Origin of the sequence: Phyllobacterium calauticae, from assembly GCF_019991125.1 — a bacterium.
In the GTDB taxonomy this organism is placed as follows: domain Bacteria; phylum Pseudomonadota; class Alphaproteobacteria; order Rhizobiales; family Rhizobiaceae; genus Phyllobacterium; species Phyllobacterium calauticae.
Genome location: NZ_JAGENB010000009.1, coordinates 1 through 23084, shown reverse-complemented (window position 1 = coordinate 23084; position 23084 = coordinate 1). Strand labels below are relative to the sequence as shown.

Genomic DNA, 23084 nt, shown 5'->3' with positions numbered 1-23084 from the left:
AATGTCGCATGACAATTTATTCTGACTTGGTTTCAAATGGTTGAACAGCAGTGGATGAGGTGGGGCATAGACTGCTTGTCGAGGTAGGGATTAACCGAGCCTCGCGCCGAATCCGACGACAATCCGGTATGGTTCATCTGTACAATGCGCATTGTCATAATCAAGCCGCTTGCGCGTTGGGAGGCGCGCTCTACTTGCATTCAGAAATGAAAAACCCCGCCGAAGCGGGGTCGATGGCAATCCTCGATATTTTTACCGATGCTTGCGGTATCCACCTACGTAGTGGCTACCCTTACCATGGCTATTATAGCCGCCGACGCGGTGGCTTCCTTTTCTGTTTGCTGCTTCCGCGGCACTAGCCAATACCATAGCTGAGATGGCCAATGCAGTTGCAGCAACAAACATCATTTTTGCAGTTTTCAATTTGTATCTCTCCGACTCTTTACTGAGTGCGAAATTAAGCTCGCATGTTTATAGGGAGGGATTCAAGTATCCGGATTGCCGCAAATTAAGAGTTAAACCCGTTCCAGTCGTTTACAGTGCCCTTGCTGCGCTCGACGTTACGGTGGCAAACGCGGTTTAGCCGCGTGTCCTGAACGTTGCAGCTGGCTTACAGTCTTGGAACCCTCGTGTCTCCCCAACGTTACAGGGCAGGAGGAAATAACAATGATGCATGTAGCTATTGTCGGTCCGCTGACGGACTACGAATATGAAACTCCGGAATTGCGCCATGCACATTGCATGGAGACCATGCGGGAAAGGTTTCTGGATGAGGTGTCGACGAGCGATATCCGTGTGATTGCCGATGAGGCAGAATTGGCCGGCTGGACTTATCGAGAGGTGCAGCGGGCAATAGATGCGCTTGTTGCAGAGAAATCAAAGCAGGCTGGCGCGGAACCGTGCTGATGCGAAAGTTTCCGTTTGAATCGGTCACGGTTGAAACCAAGAAAATTGGTGCCTATCGGAACATCACCTCAGTTGAAGAAGCTGCGGAGTTTCTGCTGACCGATTGGCCAGCTCGCCACGGTCCGACATATTTGGCTGCAAGACAAGTGAGCCTCGATACAATGGAAGGCACACGTACAATTGACGAGGCAAGGGCGGCTTTTATAGAAGCAGCGAAGGCCGCGGATATTTTCATCCGGGAAGGGAATTAGAGTTCAGAGCGCGTTCGTGTTAGACACTGTTTCTGAGGTTACTACTTCGGCGGCATGAAATACCGTGAGCAAACGATCATGTTCTTCGACGAAGTTCATAATGTCTCCATCGTCGTAGTTTTTCTCAATCAGATCGCCGATTTTGTTGGCGGCAAAATTGCGAACCATCCGAATCTTTTCTTCGCGAGTAGCCGTGCTTTTCACCTATGCTTGTGGGTAAAAGACAATTTCCATAGGTGAGTTTGATTTTCAAGTGACATTTGAGGCCACAGCCTAAATCCGGACCAACCGCTGTCGTGTCTTTGCAAACACCTTCCATATTAACTGTCAGATTTATGTAGATCACCATAGCAACGTGTTTTTCAATTTGCCCTGCGAACGGCAGGGTGACTATTCTGCCCGGTCGAAATTACAGCGGATTGTAAGAAGGGCAGACTCTACCGAGTAATGGAATGCCAGTTGCCAAAGGCTGTCGCGCAGTGCAAGCCGTTCAGCGTTGCCATCGGCTCAGACGAAGACACGATCTACGTGGCGAAGACGCACGAAGGTGAATTGCTAGCTGTGAAGGTCAGCCAGTTCGATTGAACCATTAATTTGCTCAATTCGCACCAATCGCCTAATCGGTTTATACAAGCTGAAATTGTGAAGAGCTTGGTCTGGCCCTGTAAGTGGTCCTTTCTGAAGTGCGGCTTTGAAGCGATAAAGAATCTTGAGAATGCCAAGCAAAGGACGCAAGCTCAAAGAGCTTGTCAGGAAACTGCCTCAGGTAGACGTGTCTGTACCTCGGGCTAACGGCTCCGCTCCTCGGCGGCGAGCTCAAATACATAATCCTGCAAGGATATTGATCCACGTTCCACTTCATCCAAAACCGGGAAACTTCCATCCATGGTCAATGCTGTCATGCCAACGTAGGACTTGGCGGCAGTTTTTGAGAACCCTATGGTTTCGAAAGATTTTGTCCATTGGTCGCGTGGGGTGGTCACAACATTGATTGGTTTTGCAAGCGCATTTGCAAAAGTTGCAGCAACGTCGGCCGGGGTGTAGCGTTTGGGACCCTCTACATAATGAGGCCCGGTCCGCTCTGCGGTCTGGATCAGAAGACCTGCTGCAATCCGACCGATATCCTGGGGAGCCACCATCGGTAGCTCAAAATCTGAAGGAAAAAGAGTGTGGATCACACCTTGCTCGCGAGCAGTTTGCAAAGAAGCGTCCCAATTGCTCATGTAATAGGCGGCCCGAATGATGCTGACGGGAATTTGCTTCGTCTTCAAACCTTGCTCGAGATCAAAAAGCGTACCCAAATCGCCGATGTGTTCCCCGGCCTGTGCACCGTAGGTTGATTCAGCCACGATCTTTTCGAGGCCAGAATCGTCCAGTGCAGCCAGAATGGCTGATATCGTTCTTCTCTCTTCAAAATCCGTATTGGTTGCTGGATCAGCCGGTGGGTTTAGGAGAAAAAGACGTTTGCCGTTGCGAAAGATATTCCGCAAACCGTCGACATCATGGATGTCAGCAACCGCTATTTTGGCACCTTTTCTGCGGAGGCCATCCGCTTTGGCAGGATCACGCGCCACCACTGTGACGGACTTTTTGCTCTCCAACAGAGTTTCGGCAACTGCAGACCCAATGTGACCGGTTCCACCAAGGACGATGTACATGTGTTCTCTCCGACATGAATAAAGACCGTTAAAGCATAACCAATAGATCGCATGGAGGTTCCTGTGATTTGGGCTGTAAGAACCAATTCATTGAATGGACCTATATGGCCGGCCAGGCATTCACGGTGAGGGCGATCACCACAGGTTCTTCCCATCGATGACAGTCACTGGCCACTCAGCGGCTTCAAAATTGTCGAAAAGACGCGCGTTGACACAGATTCGTCTTGTCTTCCCGTCCCAGCTTCCGTCCTTTTTGAACGCGGGGCTGTCGGCATACAGATCACAGCCGCACGCGCTACAGAAATGGTTTGCCACTTTCTTCGAATTCCAGCGATAGACAGCGTCGCTGTCGGCCTGTACGACCTTGAACTTGTCGGGCGTGTAATAGGCATAGAAATGCCCTCGCTTCGAGCAGAACGAGCAGGTGCAGCGCGTCAGCGCCTCGGGCAGTTCGCCGTCGATTTCGAATGCATTGCGTCCGCAATGGCAGTGCCCGATCAGGGTCATCATACTCTCCTCGTCGCGTTCGATGCGCTATCCACGCGCTTTGCTACCCGGTCGCAAAGCGGCAGCCACTTGCCGTCGCGCCACCATTCCCATGTGATCGTCTGGGTGCTGCCACCCGCGTCGAATACGGTGCGGGCACGCTCAGTCGCGCCTTCCAGCAGCCAAGTTCGGCTATCGGTAGATAGAGCATAATGCCGATAGAACCCGTGATTCTCGAAGGTTCGCGCGAAATAACCTTCAGTGCCGGGTTCGATGCCCACGATGCTCATGGTGTCGAAGCCCGCCCCGCCGATCTGCGCGCGCTCATCCTGAATGAGAAAGAAATCGCCTGTATGCCAGCGCGCGGTATGGGTGCTGATCCAAGGGACGCCATTGGCTTTGGGCTCGGCACCCGATTGATCGGTTCCGCCGAACGACGTACCTTCGGCGTGCCATTCGCCCAGAAAGACCGAGAGCGCATCATGCGCGCTCCCACGGACCGGTGTCACTTCGCGGTCTTCGTTTGTCATTATTCGCTTCCTTTCGAAACGGTCGTCGTCAAATCTCCCGAATCCCGTCAGGCGCGGCGAAAAGCTTGGAAGCATGTCCGCAACTCCTCGGTGAAGAGCTGCGGAACTTCGAGCGCGGCGAAATGCCCGCCCCGATCCAGCTCGTGCCAGTAGAACAGCTTGGGATAGACTAGGGGCGCCCAGCTACGTGCCGCCGGAAGATCGTTCGGGAATACGCTGACCCCCACGGGCAACTCGACGCGGCCCGGATTGTTGTGCATGCCCATAAGCGCTGCCTGCTCAAGGTAGATTCTTGCCGACGACGCGGCGGTATTTGTCAGCCAGTATAGCGTAATTTCGTCGAGCATCGCATCACGGTTCAGCGCATTCTCGGGTCGCCCGGTATTGCCGGTTCCCCAGTTGAAGATGTCGTAAATCCAGGCGCATTGTCCAACAGGCGTGTCGGCGAGCGCGGAACCGATTGTCTGCGGGCGAGTCGATTGAAGTTGCAGGTAGGCTGAATTTCGCTCGCGGAATATTTTCCAGGCTTCGAGGGCGCGCTTCTGGTCATGCAGCAGCTTCGCCGGGATCTCGTCGGGAATAGTCTGCGCAAAGTTGAGGTGAATCGCGGAGAGTCCGGGCGGACTCTGCTGCGCCATCGCGGTCGAGACGAACGCGCCGAAGTCGCCCCCTTGCGCGACGTAATGTGAATAGCCGAGGCGCTGCATCAGCTCGACCCACGCACTTGCAATGCGCTCGACGTTCCAGCCGTGCTCCGTCGGCTTGTCGGAGAAGCCAAAGCCAGGCAGCGAAGGGATGATGACATCGAACGCGTCCGCCGCCGTGCCGCCATGCGCGGTTGGATCGGTCAAAGGGCCAATCACGTCACGGAATAATAAAATCGTGCTCGGCCAACCGTGCGTAAGGATGATGGGCAGGGCATTCTCATGACGGGATTTGACGTGAATGAAATGAATTCCAAGTCCATCGATCGATGTCTTGAACTGCGGCCATGCGGCGAGGTCTGCCTCGCACTGCCGCTAATCATAGGCAGTGCCCCAGTAGTCGACCAGTTCTTGTAAAACTTCGAGCGGGACGCCTTGATCCCATCCTGCGCCAGTCTCCCGGTCAGGAAAACGAGTTCGAGTGAGACGCGCGCGCAAATCGTCCAGCGCCGATTGCGGCGCATGATAAGTGAAGGGAACAATGCCAGCAGCACTCTGTGCAAAAACAGGGGTAAACGACAGAAGACTCGTCGCTGCAATCCCGAACAACACATCCCGGCGCGTCACCCATGCCGCCTTCACTGCACGTATTCCAGTTTCGGATACCAGTCTGTCCCGCGCCCGCCGGGCGTCAGATCGAGTATGGTCCATAAGGGTGTGGGGTCGGGCGCGCCGTGTGCGTCCTCTCCGGGATCGGCTGTGTCGCCGGACTCGCCCGCCCAGAAATGGCGCACCTTGTTGCCGTCCTTCTTCCACACATCAAGCGCCGGCCATTCGCTGCCGTCGGGAGCCAGACCGCGATAGTCCTTGGCAAAGTCATCGCCGACACACTGGTAGAACTTGAGATTGCGCCATCCCCGCTCGCGCGCAAAAGCAAGCTGTCGGGCAACAGGCGAGCGTCCGATGACCACCAGTGCGACGCGCTGTTCAAGATCGACTGCAGGTATATCCCATGAACCGAGCAACGATGTGCACATTGGGCAGGGTCGATCGCGCTCCGGCCCGTACATCCAAAAATAGGTGACGAGGGTATCATGTCGACCGAACATTTCGGCCAGCCCGGACGTCGTTCCTTGCTCGTCGAGGAATTCATAAGAGCGCGCCTCACCACCAAGCGGCAGCGCCCTACGTTGCTTTGCAACCCGTTCGATATGACGTCTGAGTTCGATTTCTTCGACGAGCAACGCCATGCGTGCCCTACGGTACTCAGCGCTGTCGTAGGGATATGGCTTCGCTGATTTCTCCGCGAGTTCTATAGCGGATGTGAAGCCCGCTACGTTTGGGCGCTCATCAACGCTGGGTGTTGAAACGTCTACCACAATAAGTTCCTCCCTGCGGTGAACGACAAACCTGACTGCGCGCATTTAGCTTAAATGCCGCGCCTGCAACACGGAGGCAAAAAACGTGTTCAGTGTATCGCTTGCACAGGAAACGCGATGTACGAACTTTCGTTCCGCATTTGCGCTCTTAATGAAAGAAGCGGACCGTCGTGGCATTACCCATGCTGGATATGGCCGCGTATACATCAAGTTTCGCTGTCACTGTCCGTCTGCTTGGCTGGAACAACTAGCAACACATCGAATGCGCCCCTCCCGACGGCAGGGCGCTTTTTCGATGTCGACGACAACAGTGGAAGAGAGGGAGAGATCCGACGGGACGGAATGAGTCCGGACTGATCAGGAGAGAGTTCCGTCCGAAGCAGGGCCCGATGTAATAAGGTTTCAATTTTTTGGGTGTTAAACCCAGAACACCAAAACCCTGCTAAAGTATTTCGTCGGTTCGATCGAATAATCCGGTATGTCAAACAAGGCGAATGGCGCAGGGCTGCGAAGCAATTTACAGCATTCACGAGAAAGAAGGCAGCTATGCAGCCTTCTTTCTGGTCGGAATGACAGGCAAGCATGATTATTACCAATCCAGAAGACCTAAATGCACACTACAACGAGCTATTTAGGCTTGGTGACATCGAAGCTTTAATTCACTTGTATGAGCCAAGTGCGGTCCTGTGCCCTTGTCCAGGGCATCCACTCACCGGTCATTCCGAGATCAGGAAACAGATGAATGCCTTGCTGAGCTTACACGGTGCGTTGTCTGCCACCCAGCTATCATGCGTTCAACAAGACGGCGTCGCGCTGATTCATGCCAGTTGGTCTTTCAAAGGCAAAGACGCAAAGGGCAACCCGATAGAAATGGGAGGGATTTCCTCGAAAGTGGCTCGACGAGGATCGGACGGCACCTGGCGTTATGTCATTGATATGGGGGCTCTCATTTAGCGGCGGTCTGGTAAATGAATTTCTTTGAAACGCCCCATCGAAGATCATGGTCTTCACCGTAGCGAATTGGTCGATTGTGTAGGGAGTGTATGCTGATCGCAATTTGTTGACATGCCTGCCCCTATTTGCAGGGGCAGGCAATTTCCAACTATTTTTTCCAACGGCCTTCATATTTGAATTCTGGCGCGGCCTTTAGCTGATCTGCCGTCGCCGCCATTGTCGCTGTCCATTTTTTGTCGTTTTCCGAATATGAGACTTTAACGGCTGCCGGCGCCACGATGACATATTTTTCACCCAAGCTCAGAATGCCGCCCACGGAAACGATGTACCCCCCCAACTTGCCTTCCGAAAGGATAAGATCCTTGATTTCACCGATGGTTTTGTTCTGCCCATCCACAATATTCAATCCCAAAAGGTTATACGATAGAATATCAGTCGGCTGGGCTGTAACAAACGTTTCGGTGGCGGTTGTCGTTGCCGTTTGGGCACCTGCCATGGAAATCATCGAGGTGGCCAATGCCATTGCAATCAAAATACGGCGCATAGTTTTCTCCTGCTTATTACGAAGGTTCATGCCTTCGCAGGAACTAACGGCACTACCGCCATTAGGTTCCCCGTATGATCGGTAGCTTTGAGATGCAGAAATGGATGAGGTAGTTTATGCTTCCCCTTCGTCGCGGTCTGCAGTGTCTCGTCACACCGAGCAATATTGGCGCCACGTTTGTCGCAAATGCTGAACGAATTTATTCTTCTTCTATTTATTGAACGGTCCAAATTTTCTATGCAAGAGAAATGCAAAAAAGCCCCAGGAGAAAACCAGGCCGACGAGAATTAAAAGAATGATGAAGCTCATGAACAACATAGAATGACCAACTATAATTTGAAGAGCTGCGGAAAACTAGGGTCAGGACCCATGAATATGATCCTTCGCGAGAGGAAAACATCGGACTTTCAACCCTAAAAAAGCCGGATGCAATCGCGGTCATCCATACGATCATGAAAAGGCTTATTTCTTGATGCGGCCCCAGGGGCCCTACAGTTTCGTCAGGCAAGCAGGTTGTTCAGGAAAAGGGTTTTCGGCCTTCAACGATCGGGGTAATCTGGCCATCTTCCATGTGAAACACTCCGCTTTGGCCACCTTGACGGGCAAAATCTGTTTCAAGCTCGCCCCATCTGCCCAGGAAGATTCCACAGGTACTGCAGTGGATCGGAGTATCGGAATTGGCATTGGACGGAATATCCAGATAGATCGTACCACAGTCCTTGCAATCAAGCTTGTGGTCAAGGTTCAATACCATAACAACCTCCAACAATGAACGGTTGGCAACGACTGTATTCCGAACCATTGAATTTTCAATATTCTTTTGAAAACCAGGTAACCGGAGAAAGAATGAGACGGAGTGAGGCTCGACCAGGGGTGTGTGGGGACTGCTGTGTCGAGCCTCACGTTGTACACTGGAGAGTGACAACACCATAGTGTTGCCGCGAAGATATGGATTTTTAAAGGATAGCAATGTTGGCAAAATAAAAGCCAAGTGCGCTGTGTCGACAGTTGTCGTGCCTGATTCACCTTCTCGAGCGAATGTGCTGACTTCCGACAGGAGTGATATTCGGCTTAACTCTCCGGAACAACTCTTTCGGTTATTCATTTAACGCGTATGGAAAAGCTGTCATTTGACCATGTGACAATAAAATCATGGCGCACCGGGCAGATTGTCGTCGTTAGCAACGCACCTGATGCACTTGCCTCGCTTGAGCATTGGCCAAGCTGCACCGGTGATAATTATGCAATTGCTTGTGATGCGTGCCGAAAGTCAATTAACGGCGAACTCTCTGCTGATAGCGTGCGGCGTGCTTTTGTCGAAGCTGCCCAGGAAGCTCAAATTATCGTGCTGGAACAGACAGGAGCTCAACTCATAGAGATTGCCATTGCACATAAGATTTCATCACACAAACCAAATGAGCAGCCGTGAATGCCCTGGGATGGATAAGATATTTAACCTGAACGCATTTTAGGATTGTCGGGAATTGCGACTTTTTGCATTGAATCTTTTGCAATCTGGTACATCCATGCAACACGGCAAAGAAGCAACGAGGCTTCACAGACGGAAAAGGGACAGCGTAACCATCCATATTGAGGAACCGTTGCAAGGCCGATACGTTTCTGTGAGAACGCTTAGGAGCACATTAGATGAAGCATTCCATCGGACCCGAGGGAATCCGCGACGTGGTTCACCACCGGCCTTTCTGAAGGCTTTCAAAGCGCCAACACAGAAGATGAACAGACGTGAAGGGAATAAGATTGCAGAACGCATAAGTCTGCATCGCACCAACCTGAAAATGCAGGTTGCAGGATGACGCCTGCCCGATTCAGTGATTGCCTTGCAAGACTTGGCGTGGATATTGATGATATCGTCAAAAATCTGGAATGCGATCCGGCGCTGATTCAGACTTGGATCAATGCCGAGCGAAGGATTCCGCTGGCAATATCGGCTTGGCTGGAGACCAGTGTCCGGCGAGGCCGCCTGACAAATCCGCCGCGCTTTTGGAACAGGGGCGGCTACTCCCACCGCGTCAGCTGATCAATTTGCACAGAAAGGGGACTATATAAGTCGTGGGGTAAGCATGGCATGAGCGTTATGACACGCCACTCCAATGGCTAGTACTGCCCGGAATAAAAGGACATTTGCGTGAGTGCCCCACAATTTTATATAGTCCCCACAGAAGGACATTGCCTCCATGACGAATTCTCATCCCAACGTTTTACTTGAAACGCCCCGCCTGAGGATGCGGCTTTGGCGTCTCGAAGATCGAGAGGCATTTCACGCATTGAACGTCGAGCCCGATGTGCAACGATATCTGTCCCCTTTGACACGTGCAGGATCGGATCAGATGCTGGATCGTATAGATCGGCAGTTTGATGACTGCGGATGGGGCTTTTGGGCGCTGGAGGAAAAGAGTGCAGGTCAACTCATAGGCATGTGCGGGATCGCACCCGTCACATGGGAAGCGCCATTTGGACCGGCCGTCGAATTAAGCTGGAGACTTTCATCGAAGTGGCAAGGCAAAGGGCTCGCCAGGGAGGCTGCGGAGGCGTCGGTGCATTTCGGATTGGTGATGCTGAAGCTCGAAAGATTAGTCGCCTTCACCGCTCCAGCTAACACCGCATCCTGGGGGTTGATGGAGCGCCTTGGCATGCAGAAAGTTGGCAGTTTTGACAACGCCCCACTCCCTGAGGGGCACCCGTTGAAGACGCAGGTCCTTTACGAGATCAAACGGGTTATTTGAACCTGAAGTTGAAAGAGGCAAGGACGCTGCGACCGTCGCATGCGAAAGATCTGCTCGAACTCTGGAGCTGGCATCTCTCGGCGACGGCAGCTTGGACGACTGAGTTGATTCAACGATTTGAGGCAGGGGACCATAAAAAGTTGTGGGGCAATTGCCGCGTCAGGTACGGTTCTGTTGGATCCGGCACGTAGGAACGTCAGTGCTGTCATTTTAAAAAGCGGTGTTTAGGCGACACCCTACTCTCAATCATCTATTGCCCCACAACTTTTTATGGTCCCCTAACTGCGAGCACATTAAACCGGAAAGGTCAGCGCGCCCTGTCGAGAAACACACGGACCATCTTAGTCGTGGCTTCGGGGTTTTCTTCCATGATCCAGTGACCGGAATCGGGGATAATGCCCTCAGTCACGTCGGTTGCCGCTGCGCGCATCACGGTTGCCATCATCGGGCCGAACGACTTCTCGCCACCAATCGCCAGGATCGGCATGGACAGCTTGCCGCCGGCAGCGAGGAGGGCCCGGTTGTCGGCCGCATCCTGATCGAAGGCGGCGAACTGGGCGAAGCCCGAATGCATGGCGCCCGGAAGGGCGTACAGCTTGGCATAGTGCTCACGCGAAGCCTCGGTAAAGTGGCTCGGAGTGGCCGAGAATTCGTTCCAGAAGCGATCGAGATAAATGCGTTCGCGGCCAGCAACGAGGCGTTCCATATCCGGTCCGCCGAAGCGGAAGTGCCACAGCAACGGGTTTTTCAAGATCTCCTCCCACGGCCCAACGCCAGGCACGGGCGCATCGATCAGCACGAAGCGATTGACCCGCTCGGGATACTGGGCTGCGAAGGCAAAGCCGACCATGTTGCCGATATCGTGCGCGACCAGATCGGCGCGATCGATCTTGAGCGCATCGAGCACGCCGGCCACGTCGCCGGCCTGGGTCTTCTTGTCGAAACCGGCTTCCGGTTTAGAGGAGAGGCCAAGCCCACGCAGATCGGGAACGATGACTTTGTGATCGCGGGCAAGGTCACTCGCCATCGGCGCCCACATATCGCCGGTCTCACCATAACCATGCAGCAGAACCACTGCCGGTCCGTCACCACCGACGCGAACATGGATGGTCGCGCCGTTGGTCGTGATCTCCTGTGTCTTGAAAGTATCCGGAAAGTCCGGAACCTGAGCGCTGGCGGGCACTGCGAGAGCGAGTATTCCCAGAGCAAAGACGAATTTCAGCATTGTCTTATCTCCCACCTGGCGGGAAGGCGGTCGGTGCGACCGTCGCTATCAACCCCGTTGGTCAGTTATGACTATCACCGGCATGACGTTCGGAATAGACATTCAAAGATGGGCCTAAATTCCGGAAATTCCGAACTGGCCTGCCCCCGAGTGGCGATCCGGGTTCAATGCTAGTGCAGATTTGGTCTGATTGCCATCACTGGCGTTGCTAAGTGTGCATCGCGTTTCAAAAGCCCTCTACGCCCACGAACGTAAACGCGCCGTCTACTTTCATGAGCGTGGTGAGATCCGTGATCGATCACTCGACAATTAACATCAGTACTGGTCCCTTTACTCAATGTGTCCTAATATGCCGGATATATGACATTTAAGACACGAATTTCTTACTCTATCTTCAGGGCTCCACACTCAAAAGGTACGGCGCTGATCACAGGCGCATCGTCTGGCATCGGTGCGATCTACGCCGACCGCTTGGCGCGCCAAGGCTACGATCTGATCCTCGTGTGTCGCACGGCAGTTAACCGTAAGAATGAGCCGGTAAATTGGGAGGCGGCCCGCAGTTTGCGAAGGTACAAACCAAATGGTTGAACTCGTAGAGGATCAGAATTGGTCGGTTATCGTCTAGGGATAAATCTGGCCAGTTTGAACTATGCCAACGGCAATTTTCTTTCAAAAGTTGCATCGCATCCGTCCTGGTAACCAGCTCGCCATTCCGACCAATCCTCTGTATGGGGAAAATATGGATTTGGAGCAGATAAATCGCTGCTGTCAGGGTACCGCATCAACCCCGAATTATAGCCGATCGAATAAGCGCAGGACCCGCGAACGCCACCCGTTCCGAATGCCCATTTGAAAAACTCACGCACCTGGATTATCTGCACAGCGATCCACATCTTACAGCCATTTGTCAAATTGGAACGTGTCATGCTTTCGTGACGCATCTTGCGGCGCTCGAGGCGCCATCAAAAGTCCGTTCCTCTTGCAATAACACAGGACGAAGTGTTTGGTTCCTTTGGGTGGCGAGTTGATATCAACATCTATTCAGCACTGTTGGTTCGGCTAATTTCATTTATTTTTCTGATAGCGATCAATCGCCTAACCCCTGACGAGCATCGCGCCATAGTGGTTAAACCGGCATCCGACTTAAGATTTGATAGTCGGGATCGATTTTGCAGCACTCGCGTTCCGGTAGGGCGCCAATGAAGTAGTTCGCTTCATTATTTGTAACCCTCTACCAAAGGACATTCGTAGTCATGAAGGAAGCATTGATTACAGTTCTCGTTGTCGAAGACGAGATCCTTATTCGTATGGACATTTCAGAAGCGTTGGAGAGGGCAGGATTTGGTGTATTGGAGGCGGGTAATGCAGATGAGGCGATTGCGATATTAAATCAACGCGATGATATTCGTGTTCTCTTTACGGATATTGACATGCCGGGAAGCATGGACGGCCTTAGACTCGCGGCGGCCGTACGGGATAAGTGGCCGCCTATAGAGATTATTGTCACTTCCGGCCATCAGCAAATGACTGATGACAACCTCCCAGTGGATGGTCGTTTTTTCGGCAAGCCTTATCGACCTGGGCAAATCATAACGGCGGTACGTGAGTTGTTGAGAATGGAATAGATATCGAACTTTACATCGCTTACTATTCCCTATCGATCCTATATGGATGTTGACGGTGGCCATCGCGAAATATAAATCGGAGACTGGTGTAGCTTGAGCGGTCCGGTGTTTCCGTCCGGCTTGATTTCCAAGAAATGGATCGATTGAGATGGTCACGCGTAAAAAACCGTCGGTTGTCAAAACTGGGATTGCCGGATTAGATGAAATCCTTCGCGGTGGATTGCCTTCATCCAATTTCTACATTTTGCAAGGTGCTCCGGGGTCTGGTAAAACCACGGCCGCATTGCAGTTCTTGCTTGCCGGCGTTGAGAATGGTGAGCGCTGCCTGTACGTCAGCCTTTCCCAGACAACCGCCGAACTTAAATCAATAGCTGTTTCTCATGGCTGGTCACTCGATGGCATCCAGATCGAGGAGTTATCGGCATCTGATGCTGTGAATGGTGCATTGGATCAGTCAATCTTTCAAACCACAGAGCTTCGCCTTGACGAGACACGATCAGCCGTCGAAAAAGCTATCGAAGAACACAAACCCCATAGGCTGGTCTACGATTCACTCCTGGAAATCCGCTTGATAACAGGTGACTCCCCGCGTTTCCGTCGGGAACTGCTGGCTTTCAAATCGTTCCTTGCTCGCCATAGTGTAGTTGCCATGCTTCTGGACACCCAGACAAATGGCTCGGTTGAACGCAGCGGCGAAGAAGTGGAAGGTATCGCCCATGGGGTGATCCGGTTCGACAAATCGCTTGAAGAATATGGCGGAGTGCGTCGCCAGGTTGAAGTCAGCAAAATGCGTGGAGTTCCAGTCGCCGATGGCTATCACGATATGGCAATTCGCGAGGGCGAGGGGGTAATTGTCTATCCAAGGATCATTCCGGGAACGGCCTCCGAAAACGGCAAACCGCAACTCATCAAATCGGGTGTCACTTCGCTTGATGAGATGTTCGGCGGTGGACAGGAGGCGGGGACCACTACGCTCGTGATCGGCCAGTCGGGTACGGGCAAATCCACGATGTCCTCCCTGTACGCTACCGCGGCCCTGAAGCGCGGCGAAAGCGTAGCGCTCTTTCTGTTTGAGGAACGCCTCGAAACTTTTTTTCGGCGCTCCGAAGGGCTGGGCATGGATCTGCGCCAGTTTCACAAGGACGGCCAGCTGATCATTCGGGATTTCAATCCCAACGAGATTTCGCCAGGCGAATTTGGCAAGATCGCGCAAGACGTGGTTACGCGTGAAAAATCTCGCGTGGTGGTAATAGACAGCTTCACGGGCTACTTGAATTCACTCCCGCATCGCGAGAAAGCCGTGCGAGACATTCAATCCTTGTTGAAATATCTCGCCCGATCAGGTGTTTTGACCATGTTGATCGTCGCGCAACATGGATTGCTGGGTCAAAACGTCGGGATTGATGTTGACGTCAGTTTTCTCGGTGACACCGTGCTTCTGTTGAGAATTTCGGAACACGAGGGAAAACTTAGACGCAGTATTACGGTGGTGAAGAAACGCCATGGTCCGCATGACCTCGATGTCAGAGAACTCCTGATCGAGAGTTCCGGTGTTAGCGTCGTGTCCTACAATCCCCTGCCAGAGGCATAATGAACGCCAATACTCACGGCGAGCTGGATTGGGTGCTTGTTCTCGCGCCCTATAGGAAGGATGCGGCCTATATCGAGATGCTGCTCGTCGAGCACGGGATAAATACAAGAATCTGCGCCAAAACGGATGATCTCACCGATCTCCTGAACGGGGTACCCGCCGTTATTCTGGTTACTCACGAGTCACTCACATCTCAGACAATCGATACCATAGCAAGCCATTTGTCGCTTCAGCCTAATTGGTCTGACCTGCCGATCTTTATTCTGCTTGATCGAAAAGCACCGCAACCCCGCATCCGAGCTGAACTCGAGAAGCGATGGCCACAGGCAAGACAACTGTTCTTTCAAAGGCCAGTGGTGGCCCTCGAACTGGTGAGCGGTGTCCAGTCCGCACTTCTTGTCCGGTTGCGTCAGCGGGACGTCAGAGACTTTATCGCGCGCGAGAGGGAACTGCGTTTCGAACTTAACCATCGCGTCAAGAATATTCTTGCCAGCGTGACGTCCATATTTCGCATGACCAGCCGTGGTGCTGATACGATCGATGCCCTCACCAAGGATTTCGAAGGTCGCTTGGCAGCTTTGGCTAACGTTCACTCCGCAGTTTTCGAACAGGGAGGCGACACCGTCGCCCTGAGAGGGATCGTTGACCTCACTTTGAAGCCTTACAGCACTGACACGATCAAGAGGTTTCGCGCCGAAGGTCCTGATCTCATGCTCACTCGAGATGCAGGTACGACACTAGCACTTTGTCTGCATGAACTCGTCACTAATGCCATCAAGTATGGGGCGCTGTCGACCGCGGAAGGGCGAATAAGCATAATTTGGGAAATTACCGCCTCTCAACCGCAGATGTTAAGGTTGGAGTGGAGCGAGAGTGGTGGACCTACGGTGAAAGAACCAACCAGAGCAGGTTACGGCACCCGGTATATCCGCTCGGCTCTTGCCGCTGTTTTCGGAGAAAAACCCGTTGTAACGTTTGAATCACATGGACTGCGGTGTATTGTAGCCGGGCCGGTTTCAAACGTCATGGCAAAGGGCTGAAACTCACTTTTGGACTATCGGCGCCTGGGTTTGTTCCCACGTTTCATGTCTCGAATATTGAGAAAATCTGATCCTGAAGGCGGTTGGCGCAGATTTCCGGTTTTATCCTTACGCGGCGGCCCCATATAAACTTTTCTGACGGCCGTCGAAGATGCCGAACAAGGCTCATGCTCCGAGAAGCGACAGGGAACAAGTTGTACTTCCAAACATTCCTGTGCATGGAAAAGCTGTTGTTTGACCATATCACTGTCAAATCGCCGCGTACCGGTCGAATTGTAGTCGTTCGGGACGTGAAACACGCACTGACATTGCTGTCGGAACATTGGTTCAGGCATCGCAGTGAAACGCACGGTATTGCCTGTGAGGCCTGTCGCGAGGCCATGGAAGGGAAGACAGCTGCTGAGAATGCCCGCTTCGCTTTTATCCAAGCCGCTCAGGAAGCGCAGATTCTGGTTTTAGAGCGGACCGGTCCGCAATTGGTCGACACAGCGATTGCACACATGATTTCGGCACACAAACCCAATGAGCAGCCCTGAGGGGATGTGGAAAACGTATATTTATGGATGCCGCTTGCCAAGCTGGTGCTCTAAATTATCAGGCTACGGGTAACTTCGAGGCGATTCCATTCATGAATGAAAATACTGATCCGGAACGGAGCCGCCGATTCTCCCACGTAGAACTCCTGGTTTGTCGGAGGCTGTACCCGCATTTTTTAACAATGAAACAAGCCCTGCCGCACCGATCGATGATCGCCATAAAAAGCAGTGTTATCAATTGGGCTTGACCAGGTCGCGCCACAAATGGACCGATACTGAAATAGACCGACTGGGTGTGTTATATCCGGCAACGCCCATAGGCGAAATCAACAAGGAGTTTCCCTTTGCAAACGAGTCCATGTTGCGAAGTCAAGCCAACAGGAACGGGATCTACAGATCTTCCACGCGGTGGGAGTGATATGTGCCGTTTCATATATTAGGTCAGAATTTTTTACCCCGGATGCCAAATATTCCCCCCGAACGTATAAAAGCGATCTTCCTCCATTGAGTGAGCAGCGCCGAAGCAATCTCCATCGCTTGGCCTTCTTCAGAAGGGTGGGGCGATACGGGATCTTTCCCCGGACGCACCCGAGGGTGCGCCCGGGGGTATCCCTGCAAAGATTTAGTGCTTGTTGTTGATGGCTATCCGTTTAGCGGATGCCCGCGCTTTGGCAGATTTGGGCACTAAAATGGTTAGAACACCATTGGCGTATGATGCTTCGATTTTGTCTTCCTCAATTTCATGACCAACCGTTATACGCCGTTCGAATAGCCCGTAATGACGTTCGCTGAAGTGCCTGCGCGCATCGTGGTCTTCGGACTTACGTTCGCCCCTGATACAAAGAACACCATTTTCGAGGAGAACGTCGATATCCTGTTCCTCAAGACCGGGAACCTCGGCGACTATACGCAGATCCTTATCTGTCTCATTGACCTCAATTGACGGCCAGACATCGTTTCTGCCAGGCAGACGGCCCAACAGGGACGGCGCATCAAATCCATGAAAAACCTCGTCAAACAGACGATTCACGTTTCGATGCAGGGCAAGAAACGGATCCAGACCTTCATTCCGGTAAGGATCGGGAGCCTGATTGTTTCCACGGCTCCATGGCATGAGATCACGTACACTCATCATCTATTCCTTTCCTCGTGATATATGTCGGGTCAAACGCATCTTTCTATGCGTTGGGTGTGGACCTGACAGCCTTTGTCGCGGGCGCAGTGCTTCGGGATGAGGTACCGATGGCAATCCGCCGCGGTTTCATATCTTCCGGAACTTCTTTTTTCAGGTCGATGGCAAGCAGACCCTTGTCCAGTACCGCACTTGTGACAGTTACATGGTCGGCAAGCTCGAAGCGATGCACAAAAGGCCTGAGTGCAAGACCGTGATGGAGATAATTGAGGTTTTCGGTTTCTGCACGTGCACCATTCACCACAAGCATGTTCGGCTCATGCGTGATGGTAAGGTCGACATCGGCAAAGCCGGCAACCGCAATGACAATACGATATGTTTGGTCACTCAGCTTGATGATGTCGTATGGGGGCCATTTGTCGGAGCCTTGCGGCTGCCCCGAATTCTCCAGCAGGTTGAAAATGCGGTCAAAGCCAATGCTCGACCGATAAAAGGGAGAAAAATCGACGTTGCTTCTCATGACTATATCCTCCTTTTGAGCAACATAGAAATGAGGGAGCGCCAAGAAGCAGCGCTCCCTGACTAACCCGGCCCTGATTCAGCGGCCAGGAAAAAATATGGGAATGACGGCGATACCAATCAAGAGCCCTTTTCAATTTACTCATTCGATGAACATGGAGAGCCACATCATCGTGAAGAGTACGCCAATGGCAATGACCAGAGTTACCTGAAGGTCGCTCATGTTGACCTCCAAACATGTTCAGCTTTTTGCGGATCGAAATCGATGGTGCGTGAATCCGCCTTTGCCGCGCCTTAAAAGCTCCGCCAAACGTGGCGACTTGTCACCTTGCGGCGAAATTGGCGCGGATACCTGACTCCTTATCTGTTTAAAAAGTTCAGGGCTTGCCGGTTTTTCGATTTGCGTTTGAAATTCTTGTCCTCTCATTATTGTTACTCCCTTGAGAATAACGGCAGCGTCTCGTGGGCAAAAGCCAGAAACGGTTTCTGCACGGATTGGATTGCAAAAAATATAATTTGCGCGCTGAGAATTTCAAGTTTGTTGTAAGCAAGTACCTAGACGAGAGGTTGTTGCGCTGAATGGAATGCTTCCAGGGGACGCTGTAGTCCCGTTCGTCTTTCGGGACGGTGCATCGCGTGCGACTATAATAAGTCACTACTGCTCGTTGCGGCGATCCAGGAATGTCCTGTGACGGAATACAGCTAATATGAGGGTTAAGGCGTGTTACGTCTTCGGCTTTACTACCTGGGTATGGTGTTGTAATCTCTATTGCTACCGAATCTGGCGATCTTTTTTATCGCACTTTTGAACAGTTGAGTGTCTTATACCCTCAGTGGTGCCTTCTAACTCGGCTATTATCTAATGTGCCGAGATGGGTTCTCTATATGCCGGATCCTCCATGCTTTTTATAAGTTTGATCACACTGTTAATTCTCGTTGGGCTGATTTTCGTCTGCGGATTTTTTGTATTCCTCTGGCACAGACATTTTGGGCCTTTCGTCAGGCAGAAGGCGCTCTCTGTGGGACCCGGTCAAAAAGCTTCCTTGGTCCCCAAGCAACCATATCACCCATGATGATTATAGCGATGAACGAGTCGTCACGTCAGGGAATCCGGCCAGACGTGTTGGCCAAAACTGGAACCTATTGCCGCCATTCCCGTTAGGAACTGCGAAGGCAAGAACCTTCGTCATGAACAGGAGAATACTATGCGTCGTATTTTGATTGCAATGGCATTGGCCACGTCGATGATTTCCGTTGCGAGCGCCCAGACAGCCACGGCAACTGCCACCGAAACCTTCGTAACGGCGCAGCCAACTGACGTTCTTTCCTACAATCTCATTGGATTGAATATTGTCGATGCCCAGAACAAAACCATCGGCGAAATCAAGGATTTGATCCTTTCGGAAGGCAAGTTGGCGGGTTACATCGTTTCTGTGGGCGGCGTTCTCGGTCTAGGTGAAAAATATGTCATCGTGGCGCCGTCAGCAGTTAAAGTTTCCTATTCTGAAAACGACAAGAAGTGGACCGCCGGGATGGCCGCGACGGAAGACCAGCTGAAGGCCGCACCCGAATTCAAGTATGAAGGCCGTTGGAAGAAATAGTCAAATTTTGTCTCCCCCGCACCGGCGCGGGGGAGACCATTTGATGGTTGGTGTTGGTTTATCTCATCCGTTTGACTGGGGGATGGGTCTTTTTAAACAATTGGGTTCCTGAATGTGTTTCCGGCCACGACAAATGGGATTCATTGAGAATATGTTAAAGCCATTGCTGAACCTGCAGACGCAGTAGCGTACATGTTACAAATCTGGCTGCATTTAAGCAATTTTATTGTCTTTGAACCGGACGTTGAATTTAGCTCAGGAATGCGTAAAGTCCAACAACTTTTGCGGCACAACGGGCGCAAAGTCGACCGAAACGCTCGATACAAATCAACTTTAAGGTTGAATATTCTTTATGCCGATTACCAGCAACGCATTTGTCCGCTCGACAACGATCTTCCTTCTCGCAGGCGCAATAGCCCTGATAGCAATCGTCGGCGCCAGTGTTTGGCTCGCGCAAAGAACACAGCAAAATGCTGATGCAATCCTGGCAGTAAGGGAGATGCGCGCCGCGTTCGGAGATCTGCGCACCAATGTGCAGGAACTCGAAACGGGACAGCGCGGATTTCTTCTGACAAATGATGAGCAATATCTGGCCCCATATAGCGCTGCGCGCGACAGAATCTTGCCCGCGCTGCAGAATGCCCGGCAACTGGCTGCGGCATATCCGGCCATGGACGCACCACTGCAAGACCTTTCTGGGATAATCGATGGAAAACTAAAGGAGCTGGACGCGACTGTCGCCATGCAAAAGCAGGGGCGTGGTACGGACGCACTTGCGATCGTTCGTTCGAACGAGGGAAAAGTGCTGATGGATCACGCGAGAGCAGGTTTCAACGTGCTTTTCGCACAGGCAGATCAGCGTCTCAATGAACTTGGCGACGAACTGCGAGCCAGCGCTTTGGCACTGCGTTGGGTGACAATTGTAGCAGCCATAGTCATTCTGCTGATGGCGGGCGGATCGGTCTGGACTGTCGTAAATTATACCAAAGATCTTGCGACCTCGCGCAATGAGGTCGATCTTTTGAACGCCAGTCTTGAAGTACGTGTGCGCGAACGCACGCAGGATCTCAGACGCGCGAACGAAGAGATTCAAAGATTTGCTTATATCGTTACACATGACCTACGTGCACCTCTGGTGAATATCATGGGCTTCACAAGCGAATTGGAAGCGAGCCTTCCTCCCATTCATCGCCTGATCGAGCGGGTGGAAAAGGAGGGCGATCCGGAACTGACGCGGGAAGCCAAAGCCGTTGCTGTAGAGGACCTGCCGGAAGCAATTGGTTTCATCAAGACATCGACCAGAAAAATGGATGCTCTTATCAATGCGATTTTGAAACTCTCCCGAGCGGGGCAGCGGCCCTTGAAGCCAGAAGTGATTGAATTGAATTCCTTGTTGAGATCGTCAACCGAGGCGATTCAGCATCAAATTGCCGAGGCCAGCGGAGCGATCGATTGGGACATTCACTCACCGCCGTTAGTATCGGATCGCCTCTCGTTGGAGCAGGTGTTCGGCAATCTTTTTGACAACGCAATCAAATACCGCGATCAAACAAGACCCTTGCGCCTACGGGTAAAGGCGTCCGCTGCCCAACATAATCGCATCTTGATCGAAGTCGCCGATAACGGCCGTGGGATACAAAAGCAGGATCATGAGCGCATCTTCGAACTTTTTCGACGTTCCGGATCGCAGGATCAGACAGGCGAGGGGATCGGACTAGCCCACGTCCGTTCAGCCATTCGCAATCTTGGCGGTGACATCACCCTCGAATCCATGCTTGGTCAAGGTACGAAATTTTTCATAACTCTCTTCCCCGCGATCTTGCGACCGTCATCAGGAGCACTGCAGCGTGAGCAACAAACCAGAAGCTGTAACCATCATCATGATCGAAGATGATGAGGGCCACGCCCGCCTTATCGAAAAGAATATTCGGCGCGCGGGTGTCAACAACGAGATCCTGCCATTTTCGAACGGTACTGACGCACTTGCCTTTCTCCTGGGGCCCGAAGGGTCCGGCGAGACAAAAGCCGGCCGGTCATTCCTCGTCCTGTTGGACCTTAATCTCCCGGACATGACCGGGATCGACATCCTGGAACGTTTGAAGACCAATACGCATCTGAAGAGATCACCTGTCATTGTTCTCACGACCACTGACGATCAGCGGGAGATCCAGCGCTGCTATGATCTTGGCGCCAATGTTTACATCACCAAGCCGGTTGATTATGATGGTTTTGCCCATGCGATCCGCCAGCTTGGCCTGTTCTTTTCAGTCATGCAGGTTCCCGGAACCGCTTGATATGCTTAATCATCAACACCGAATACTTTATATTGACGATGACGTAACGCTTGTGCGTCTCCTTCAGAAGGCGGCTACACGTCGCGGCTATGAATTTGTTCACGCCGCCAACGCTGAAGAGGGTATTGCCCTGCTCGAGCAAGGTAATATCGATGTGATTGCGCTCGACCATCACCTTCCAACCGGAACAGGTCTTGAATTGCTCTCGTCACTCAACAAACGTAACCACGCACCACCTGTTGTCTATGTTACCGGGTCCGCGGAAATGTCGGTTGCAGTGAGCGCGCTCAAGGCCGGTGCCTCTGATTATGTGGCCAAAACAGTTTCCGAGGACTTTTCTGAGCTGTTCTTCAGCGCCATTGAACAAGCACTGGTGCGCGCACGCCTGACCAGAGAAAAGGACCGCGCGGAACAGGAGGTGCGGGAAGCACGGGATAGGGCCGAATTATTGCTGAGCGAAGTCAACCATCGCGTCGGCAACAGCCTGTCGTTGGTGGCAGCTTTAGTCAGAATGCAAATGACGACCGTGACCGATCCGGCGGCGATCGACGCTCTTGCCGAGACGCAGGCGCGCATCATTGCCATAGCCGGGGTCCACCGACGTTTGTACACTTCAAATAATGTGGGATCGGTCAATGCTGACGAATACCTTGCGGCGCTGGTTGAGGAGTTGGACACCACAATGAGATCTGCCGGACACACTGCCGTCGTGCGTCTGCAGGCAGATCACATGATGATAAACACGGACAAGGCCGTGTCGCTTGGCGTTGCCGTAACCGAGCTTGTCACCAATGCATTCAAATATGCTTACGAAACCTGTGCTTTTGGCGAGATTCGGGTCAGACTCGTTCGCGCCGCGGAGAGCACAGCAGTTCTGGTGGTGGAGGACGACGGGATAGGCTGGAACGGAGAGGGGGCTGCGAAGGGAACAGGACTTGGCAGCAAAATAATCAAAGCCATGGCAACGACCCTGGGCAGTCGCATTCAATACGAAACCATGACACCCGGCACGCGAGCCAGTCTGGAATTTCGCCTCTAGCATTATTGTGCGCACGCTCCCAGTGGATGACGCTATAATCTTTGCCTTGGCAAAGTGCCCGGTTCACCAAGGTCGCGAACCGGGCTGGAAGCTCCGGGATGAAGGTCCAAAGCTAACGAACTAAGGGAGAAAGCCAAAACTACCTTCGTTCGTTGAAATAACTCCAAATCTCTGAAATGGTTCCCCAGCCAGTCAAGTGCTTGGCGCGGGTGGCGGGGCGACCGCGAGACGGAGTGGGTTATTCGTCGAGTCGCGCCAATGTTGATTTGCACTGAGAGCTGACCCGGGATTTGCGCCGAGAAGTGACCCGCCTTTAGGTATCGCTCGTGTTGGTGGTGGTCAAGTTCCTAGGCTTCTCCTTCGTTGTTTTGGGTTCATGAGCCGAG

At 52.5% G+C, this 23084-nt stretch carries 24 protein-coding genes and 2 pseudogenes; 15 read left to right on the top strand and 11 right to left on the bottom strand.

Translation table 11 applies throughout. The annotated features are described in order from the left end of the window. Nucleotides 1-666 precede the first annotated feature (666 nt). A complete protein-coding gene (locus tag J1W56_RS22570) occupies nucleotides 667-906 on the top strand; it encodes a hypothetical protein (protein WP_223615540.1) in 240 nt (79 codons plus the stop codon). After that, nucleotides 906-1157, top strand: a complete 252-nt coding sequence (locus J1W56_RS22565; RefSeq protein WP_223615539.1) for a DUF982 domain-containing protein — start codon at nucleotides 906-908, stop codon at nucleotides 1155-1157. Before J1W56_RS22570 ends, J1W56_RS22565 begins: the two co-directional genes overlap by 1 nt. Before the next feature lie 3 nt (nucleotides 1158-1160). Here the strand turns inward: J1W56_RS22565 and J1W56_RS22560 are convergent, their stop codons facing one another. Beyond that, nucleotides 1161-1361 (bottom strand): hypothetical protein, encoded by a 201-nt coding sequence (locus tag J1W56_RS22560; protein ID WP_223615538.1) that lies wholly within the window; start codon nucleotides 1359-1361, stop codon nucleotides 1161-1163. Between the two features lie 255 nt (nucleotides 1362-1616). On the opposite strand from J1W56_RS22560, the gene J1W56_RS26005 reads away from it, so the two are divergent. Further along, nucleotides 1617-1742, top strand: coding sequence for a hypothetical protein (locus J1W56_RS26005; protein WP_264319177.1), 126 nt, complete (start codon nucleotides 1617-1619; stop codon nucleotides 1740-1742). 203 nt (nucleotides 1743-1945) lie between these two features. Here the strand turns inward: J1W56_RS26005 and J1W56_RS22555 are convergent, their stop codons facing one another. The 5 genes and pseudogenes from J1W56_RS22555 to J1W56_RS22535 form a co-directional block, all read right to left on the bottom strand. Beyond that, nucleotides 1946-2815, bottom strand: coding sequence for an NmrA family NAD(P)-binding protein (locus tag J1W56_RS22555; protein ID WP_223615537.1), 870 nt, complete (start codon nucleotides 2813-2815; stop codon nucleotides 1946-1948). 135 nt (nucleotides 2816-2950) lie between these two features. Continuing rightward, nucleotides 2951-3322: a GFA family protein gene (locus J1W56_RS22550; RefSeq protein ID WP_223615536.1), complete on the bottom strand. Its 372-nt coding sequence runs from the start codon at nucleotides 3320-3322 to the stop codon at nucleotides 2951-2953. After that, nucleotides 3322-3831 (bottom strand): hypothetical protein, encoded by a 510-nt coding sequence (locus tag J1W56_RS22545; protein WP_223615535.1) that lies wholly within the window; start codon nucleotides 3829-3831, stop codon nucleotides 3322-3324. Before J1W56_RS22545 ends, J1W56_RS22550 begins: the two co-directional genes overlap by 1 nt. A gap of 47 nt (nucleotides 3832-3878) precedes the next feature. Beyond that, nucleotides 3879-5186, bottom strand: a pseudogene (locus J1W56_RS22540) (epoxide hydrolase family protein). Continuing rightward, entirely contained in the window at nucleotides 5114-5725 is a 612-nt protein-coding gene (locus J1W56_RS22535; RefSeq protein ID WP_226904783.1) for a DUF899 family protein, read from the bottom strand. Before J1W56_RS22535 ends, J1W56_RS22540 begins: the two are co-directional and overlap by 73 nt. Before the next feature lie 711 nt (nucleotides 5726-6436). Here J1W56_RS22535 and J1W56_RS22530 point away from each other — a divergent pair. Next, nucleotides 6437-6808: a YybH family protein gene (locus J1W56_RS22530; protein WP_223615534.1), complete on the top strand. Its 372-nt coding sequence runs from the start codon at nucleotides 6437-6439 to the stop codon at nucleotides 6806-6808. 148 nt (nucleotides 6809-6956) lie between these two features. Here the strand turns inward: J1W56_RS22530 and J1W56_RS22525 are convergent, their stop codons facing one another. Further along, entirely contained in the window at nucleotides 6957-7352 is a 396-nt protein-coding gene (locus J1W56_RS22525) for a PRC-barrel domain-containing protein (protein ID WP_223615533.1), read from the bottom strand. 517 nt (nucleotides 7353-7869) lie between these two features. After that, a complete protein-coding gene (locus J1W56_RS22520) occupies nucleotides 7870-8106 on the bottom strand; it encodes a hypothetical protein (protein ID WP_223615532.1) in 237 nt (78 codons plus the stop codon). A 360-nt stretch (nucleotides 8107-8466) separates the two neighbouring features. On the opposite strand from J1W56_RS22520, the gene J1W56_RS22515 reads away from it, so the two are divergent. Both J1W56_RS22515 and J1W56_RS22510 read left to right on the top strand, forming a co-directional pair. Then, nucleotides 8467-8781 (top strand): DUF982 domain-containing protein, encoded by a 315-nt coding sequence (locus J1W56_RS22515; RefSeq protein WP_223615531.1) that lies wholly within the window; start codon nucleotides 8467-8469, stop codon nucleotides 8779-8781. 766 nt (nucleotides 8782-9547) lie between these two features. Continuing rightward, complete coding sequence (locus J1W56_RS22510; RefSeq protein WP_223615530.1) at nucleotides 9548-10096, top strand: GNAT family N-acetyltransferase; 549 nt, start codon at nucleotides 9548-9550, stop codon at nucleotides 10094-10096. Nucleotides 10097-10403: 307 nt separating this feature from the next. On the opposite strand, the gene J1W56_RS22505 is transcribed toward J1W56_RS22510, so the two are convergent. Continuing rightward, nucleotides 10404-11321 carry an alpha/beta fold hydrolase gene (locus tag J1W56_RS22505; protein ID WP_223615529.1) on the bottom strand — a complete coding sequence of 306 codons (918 nt, stop codon included), beginning with the start codon at nucleotides 11319-11321 and terminating at the stop codon, nucleotides 10404-10406. 360 nt (nucleotides 11322-11681) lie between these two features. Between J1W56_RS22505 and J1W56_RS22500 the strand changes: the two are divergent. The 5 genes and pseudogenes from J1W56_RS22500 to J1W56_RS22480 all read left to right on the top strand — a co-directional run. Continuing rightward, nucleotides 11682-11831 (top strand): annotated as a pseudogene (locus tag J1W56_RS22500) (hypothetical protein); the annotation flags it as partial. Nucleotides 11832-12574: 743 nt separating this feature from the next. Continuing rightward, nucleotides 12575-12946, top strand: coding sequence for a response regulator (locus J1W56_RS22495; protein ID WP_223615528.1), 372 nt, complete (start codon nucleotides 12575-12577; stop codon nucleotides 12944-12946). A gap of 148 nt (nucleotides 12947-13094) precedes the next feature. Next, nucleotides 13095-14537 carry an ATPase domain-containing protein gene (locus J1W56_RS22490; protein ID WP_223615527.1) on the top strand — a complete coding sequence of 481 codons (1443 nt, stop codon included), beginning with the start codon at nucleotides 13095-13097 and terminating at the stop codon, nucleotides 14535-14537. After that, the gene (locus tag J1W56_RS22485; protein WP_223615526.1) at nucleotides 14537-15577 is read left to right on the top strand and encodes a sensor histidine kinase; all 1041 of its coding nucleotides are present in this window, start codon (nucleotides 14537-14539) and stop codon (nucleotides 15575-15577) included. The genes J1W56_RS22490 and J1W56_RS22485 overlap by 1 nt, the downstream gene beginning before the upstream one ends. Nucleotides 15578-15807: 230 nt before the next feature. Continuing rightward, nucleotides 15808-16113, top strand: a complete 306-nt coding sequence (locus J1W56_RS22480; RefSeq protein WP_223615525.1) for a DUF982 domain-containing protein — start codon at nucleotides 15808-15810, stop codon at nucleotides 16111-16113. Between the two features lie 622 nt (nucleotides 16114-16735). On the opposite strand, the gene J1W56_RS22475 is transcribed toward J1W56_RS22480, so the two are convergent. Continuing rightward, nucleotides 16736-17245 (bottom strand): Hsp20/alpha crystallin family protein, encoded by a 510-nt coding sequence (locus tag J1W56_RS22475; protein WP_223615524.1) that lies wholly within the window; start codon nucleotides 17243-17245, stop codon nucleotides 16736-16738. 46 nt (nucleotides 17246-17291) lie between these two features. After that, nucleotides 17292-17765 (bottom strand): Hsp20 family protein, encoded by a 474-nt coding sequence (locus J1W56_RS22470; RefSeq protein ID WP_223615523.1) that lies wholly within the window; start codon nucleotides 17763-17765, stop codon nucleotides 17292-17294. A 1204-nt stretch (nucleotides 17766-18969) separates the two neighbouring features. On the opposite strand from J1W56_RS22470, the gene J1W56_RS22465 reads away from it, so the two are divergent. From J1W56_RS22465 to J1W56_RS22450, 4 genes are all read left to right on the top strand, one after another. Then, nucleotides 18970-19365 carry a PRC-barrel domain-containing protein gene (locus tag J1W56_RS22465; RefSeq protein ID WP_223615522.1) on the top strand — a complete coding sequence of 132 codons (396 nt, stop codon included), beginning with the start codon at nucleotides 18970-18972 and terminating at the stop codon, nucleotides 19363-19365. A 352-nt stretch (nucleotides 19366-19717) separates the two neighbouring features. Continuing rightward, entirely contained in the window at nucleotides 19718-21259 is a 1542-nt protein-coding gene (locus J1W56_RS22460; RefSeq protein ID WP_223615521.1) for a sensor histidine kinase, read from the top strand. Next, entirely contained in the window at nucleotides 21246-21659 is a 414-nt protein-coding gene (locus J1W56_RS22455) for a response regulator (RefSeq protein ID WP_223615653.1), read from the top strand. Before J1W56_RS22460 ends, J1W56_RS22455 begins: the two co-directional genes overlap by 14 nt. Nucleotide 21660: 1 nt before the next feature. Then, a complete protein-coding gene (locus J1W56_RS22450; protein WP_223615520.1) occupies nucleotides 21661-22698 on the top strand; it encodes a response regulator in 1038 nt (345 codons plus the stop codon). The last annotated feature ends 386 nt before the right edge of the window (nucleotides 22699-23084 follow it).

What these genes read in the sequence shown, in the direction of transcription:
- J1W56_RS22570 (WP_223615540.1), top strand. Translation starts at nt 667, where the DNA reads ATGATGCATGTAGCTATTGTCGGTCCGCTGACGGACTACGAATATGAA.
- J1W56_RS22515 (WP_223615531.1), top strand. Translation starts at nt 8,467, where the DNA reads ATGGAAAAGCTGTCATTTGACCATGTGACAATAAAATCATGGCGCACC.
- J1W56_RS22490 (WP_223615527.1), top strand. Translation starts at nt 13,095, where the DNA reads ATGGTCACGCGTAAAAAACCGTCGGTTGTCAAAACTGGGATTGCCGGA.
- J1W56_RS22485 (WP_223615526.1), top strand. Translation starts at nt 14,537, where the DNA reads ATGAACGCCAATACTCACGGCGAGCTGGATTGGGTGCTTGTTCTCGCG.
- J1W56_RS22470 (WP_223615523.1), bottom strand. Translation starts at nt 17,765, where the DNA reads ATGAGAAGCAACGTCGATTTTTCTCCCTTTTATCGGTCGAGCATTGGC.
- J1W56_RS22535 (WP_226904783.1), bottom strand. Translation starts at nt 5,725, where the DNA reads ATGGCGTTGCTCGTCGAAGAAATCGAACTCAGACGTCATATCGAACGG.
- J1W56_RS22460 (WP_223615521.1), top strand. Translation starts at nt 19,718, where the DNA reads ATGCCGATTACCAGCAACGCATTTGTCCGCTCGACAACGATCTTCCTT.
- J1W56_RS22505 (WP_223615529.1), bottom strand. Translation starts at nt 11,321, where the DNA reads ATGCTGAAATTCGTCTTTGCTCTGGGAATACTCGCTCTCGCAGTGCCC.
- J1W56_RS22510 (WP_223615530.1), top strand. Translation starts at nt 9,548, where the DNA reads ATGACGAATTCTCATCCCAACGTTTTACTTGAAACGCCCCGCCTGAGG.
- J1W56_RS22495 (WP_223615528.1), top strand. Translation starts at nt 12,575, where the DNA reads ATGAAGGAAGCATTGATTACAGTTCTCGTTGTCGAAGACGAGATCCTT.
- J1W56_RS22475 (WP_223615524.1), bottom strand. Translation starts at nt 17,245, where the DNA reads ATGAGTGTACGTGATCTCATGCCATGGAGCCGTGGAAACAATCAGGCT.
- J1W56_RS22450 (WP_223615520.1), top strand. Translation starts at nt 21,661, where the DNA reads ATGCTTAATCATCAACACCGAATACTTTATATTGACGATGACGTAACG.
- J1W56_RS22555 (WP_223615537.1), bottom strand. Translation starts at nt 2,815, where the DNA reads ATGTACATCGTCCTTGGTGGAACCGGTCACATTGGGTCTGCAGTTGCC.
- J1W56_RS22550 (WP_223615536.1), bottom strand. Translation starts at nt 3,322, where the DNA reads ATGACCCTGATCGGGCACTGCCATTGCGGACGCAATGCATTCGAAATC.
- J1W56_RS22520 (WP_223615532.1), bottom strand. Translation starts at nt 8,106, where the DNA reads ATGGTATTGAACCTTGACCACAAGCTTGATTGCAAGGACTGTGGTACG.
- J1W56_RS22565 (WP_223615539.1), top strand. Translation starts at nt 906, where the DNA reads ATGCGAAAGTTTCCGTTTGAATCGGTCACGGTTGAAACCAAGAAAATT.
- J1W56_RS22530 (WP_223615534.1), top strand. Translation starts at nt 6,437, where the DNA reads ATGATTATTACCAATCCAGAAGACCTAAATGCACACTACAACGAGCTA.
- J1W56_RS22465 (WP_223615522.1), top strand. Translation starts at nt 18,970, where the DNA reads ATGCGTCGTATTTTGATTGCAATGGCATTGGCCACGTCGATGATTTCC.
- J1W56_RS22525 (WP_223615533.1), bottom strand. Translation starts at nt 7,352, where the DNA reads ATGCGCCGTATTTTGATTGCAATGGCATTGGCCACCTCGATGATTTCC.
- J1W56_RS22455 (WP_223615653.1), top strand. Translation starts at nt 21,246, where the DNA reads ATGATCGAAGATGATGAGGGCCACGCCCGCCTTATCGAAAAGAATATT.
- J1W56_RS22545 (WP_223615535.1), bottom strand. Translation starts at nt 3,831, where the DNA reads ATGACAAACGAAGACCGCGAAGTGACACCGGTCCGTGGGAGCGCGCAT.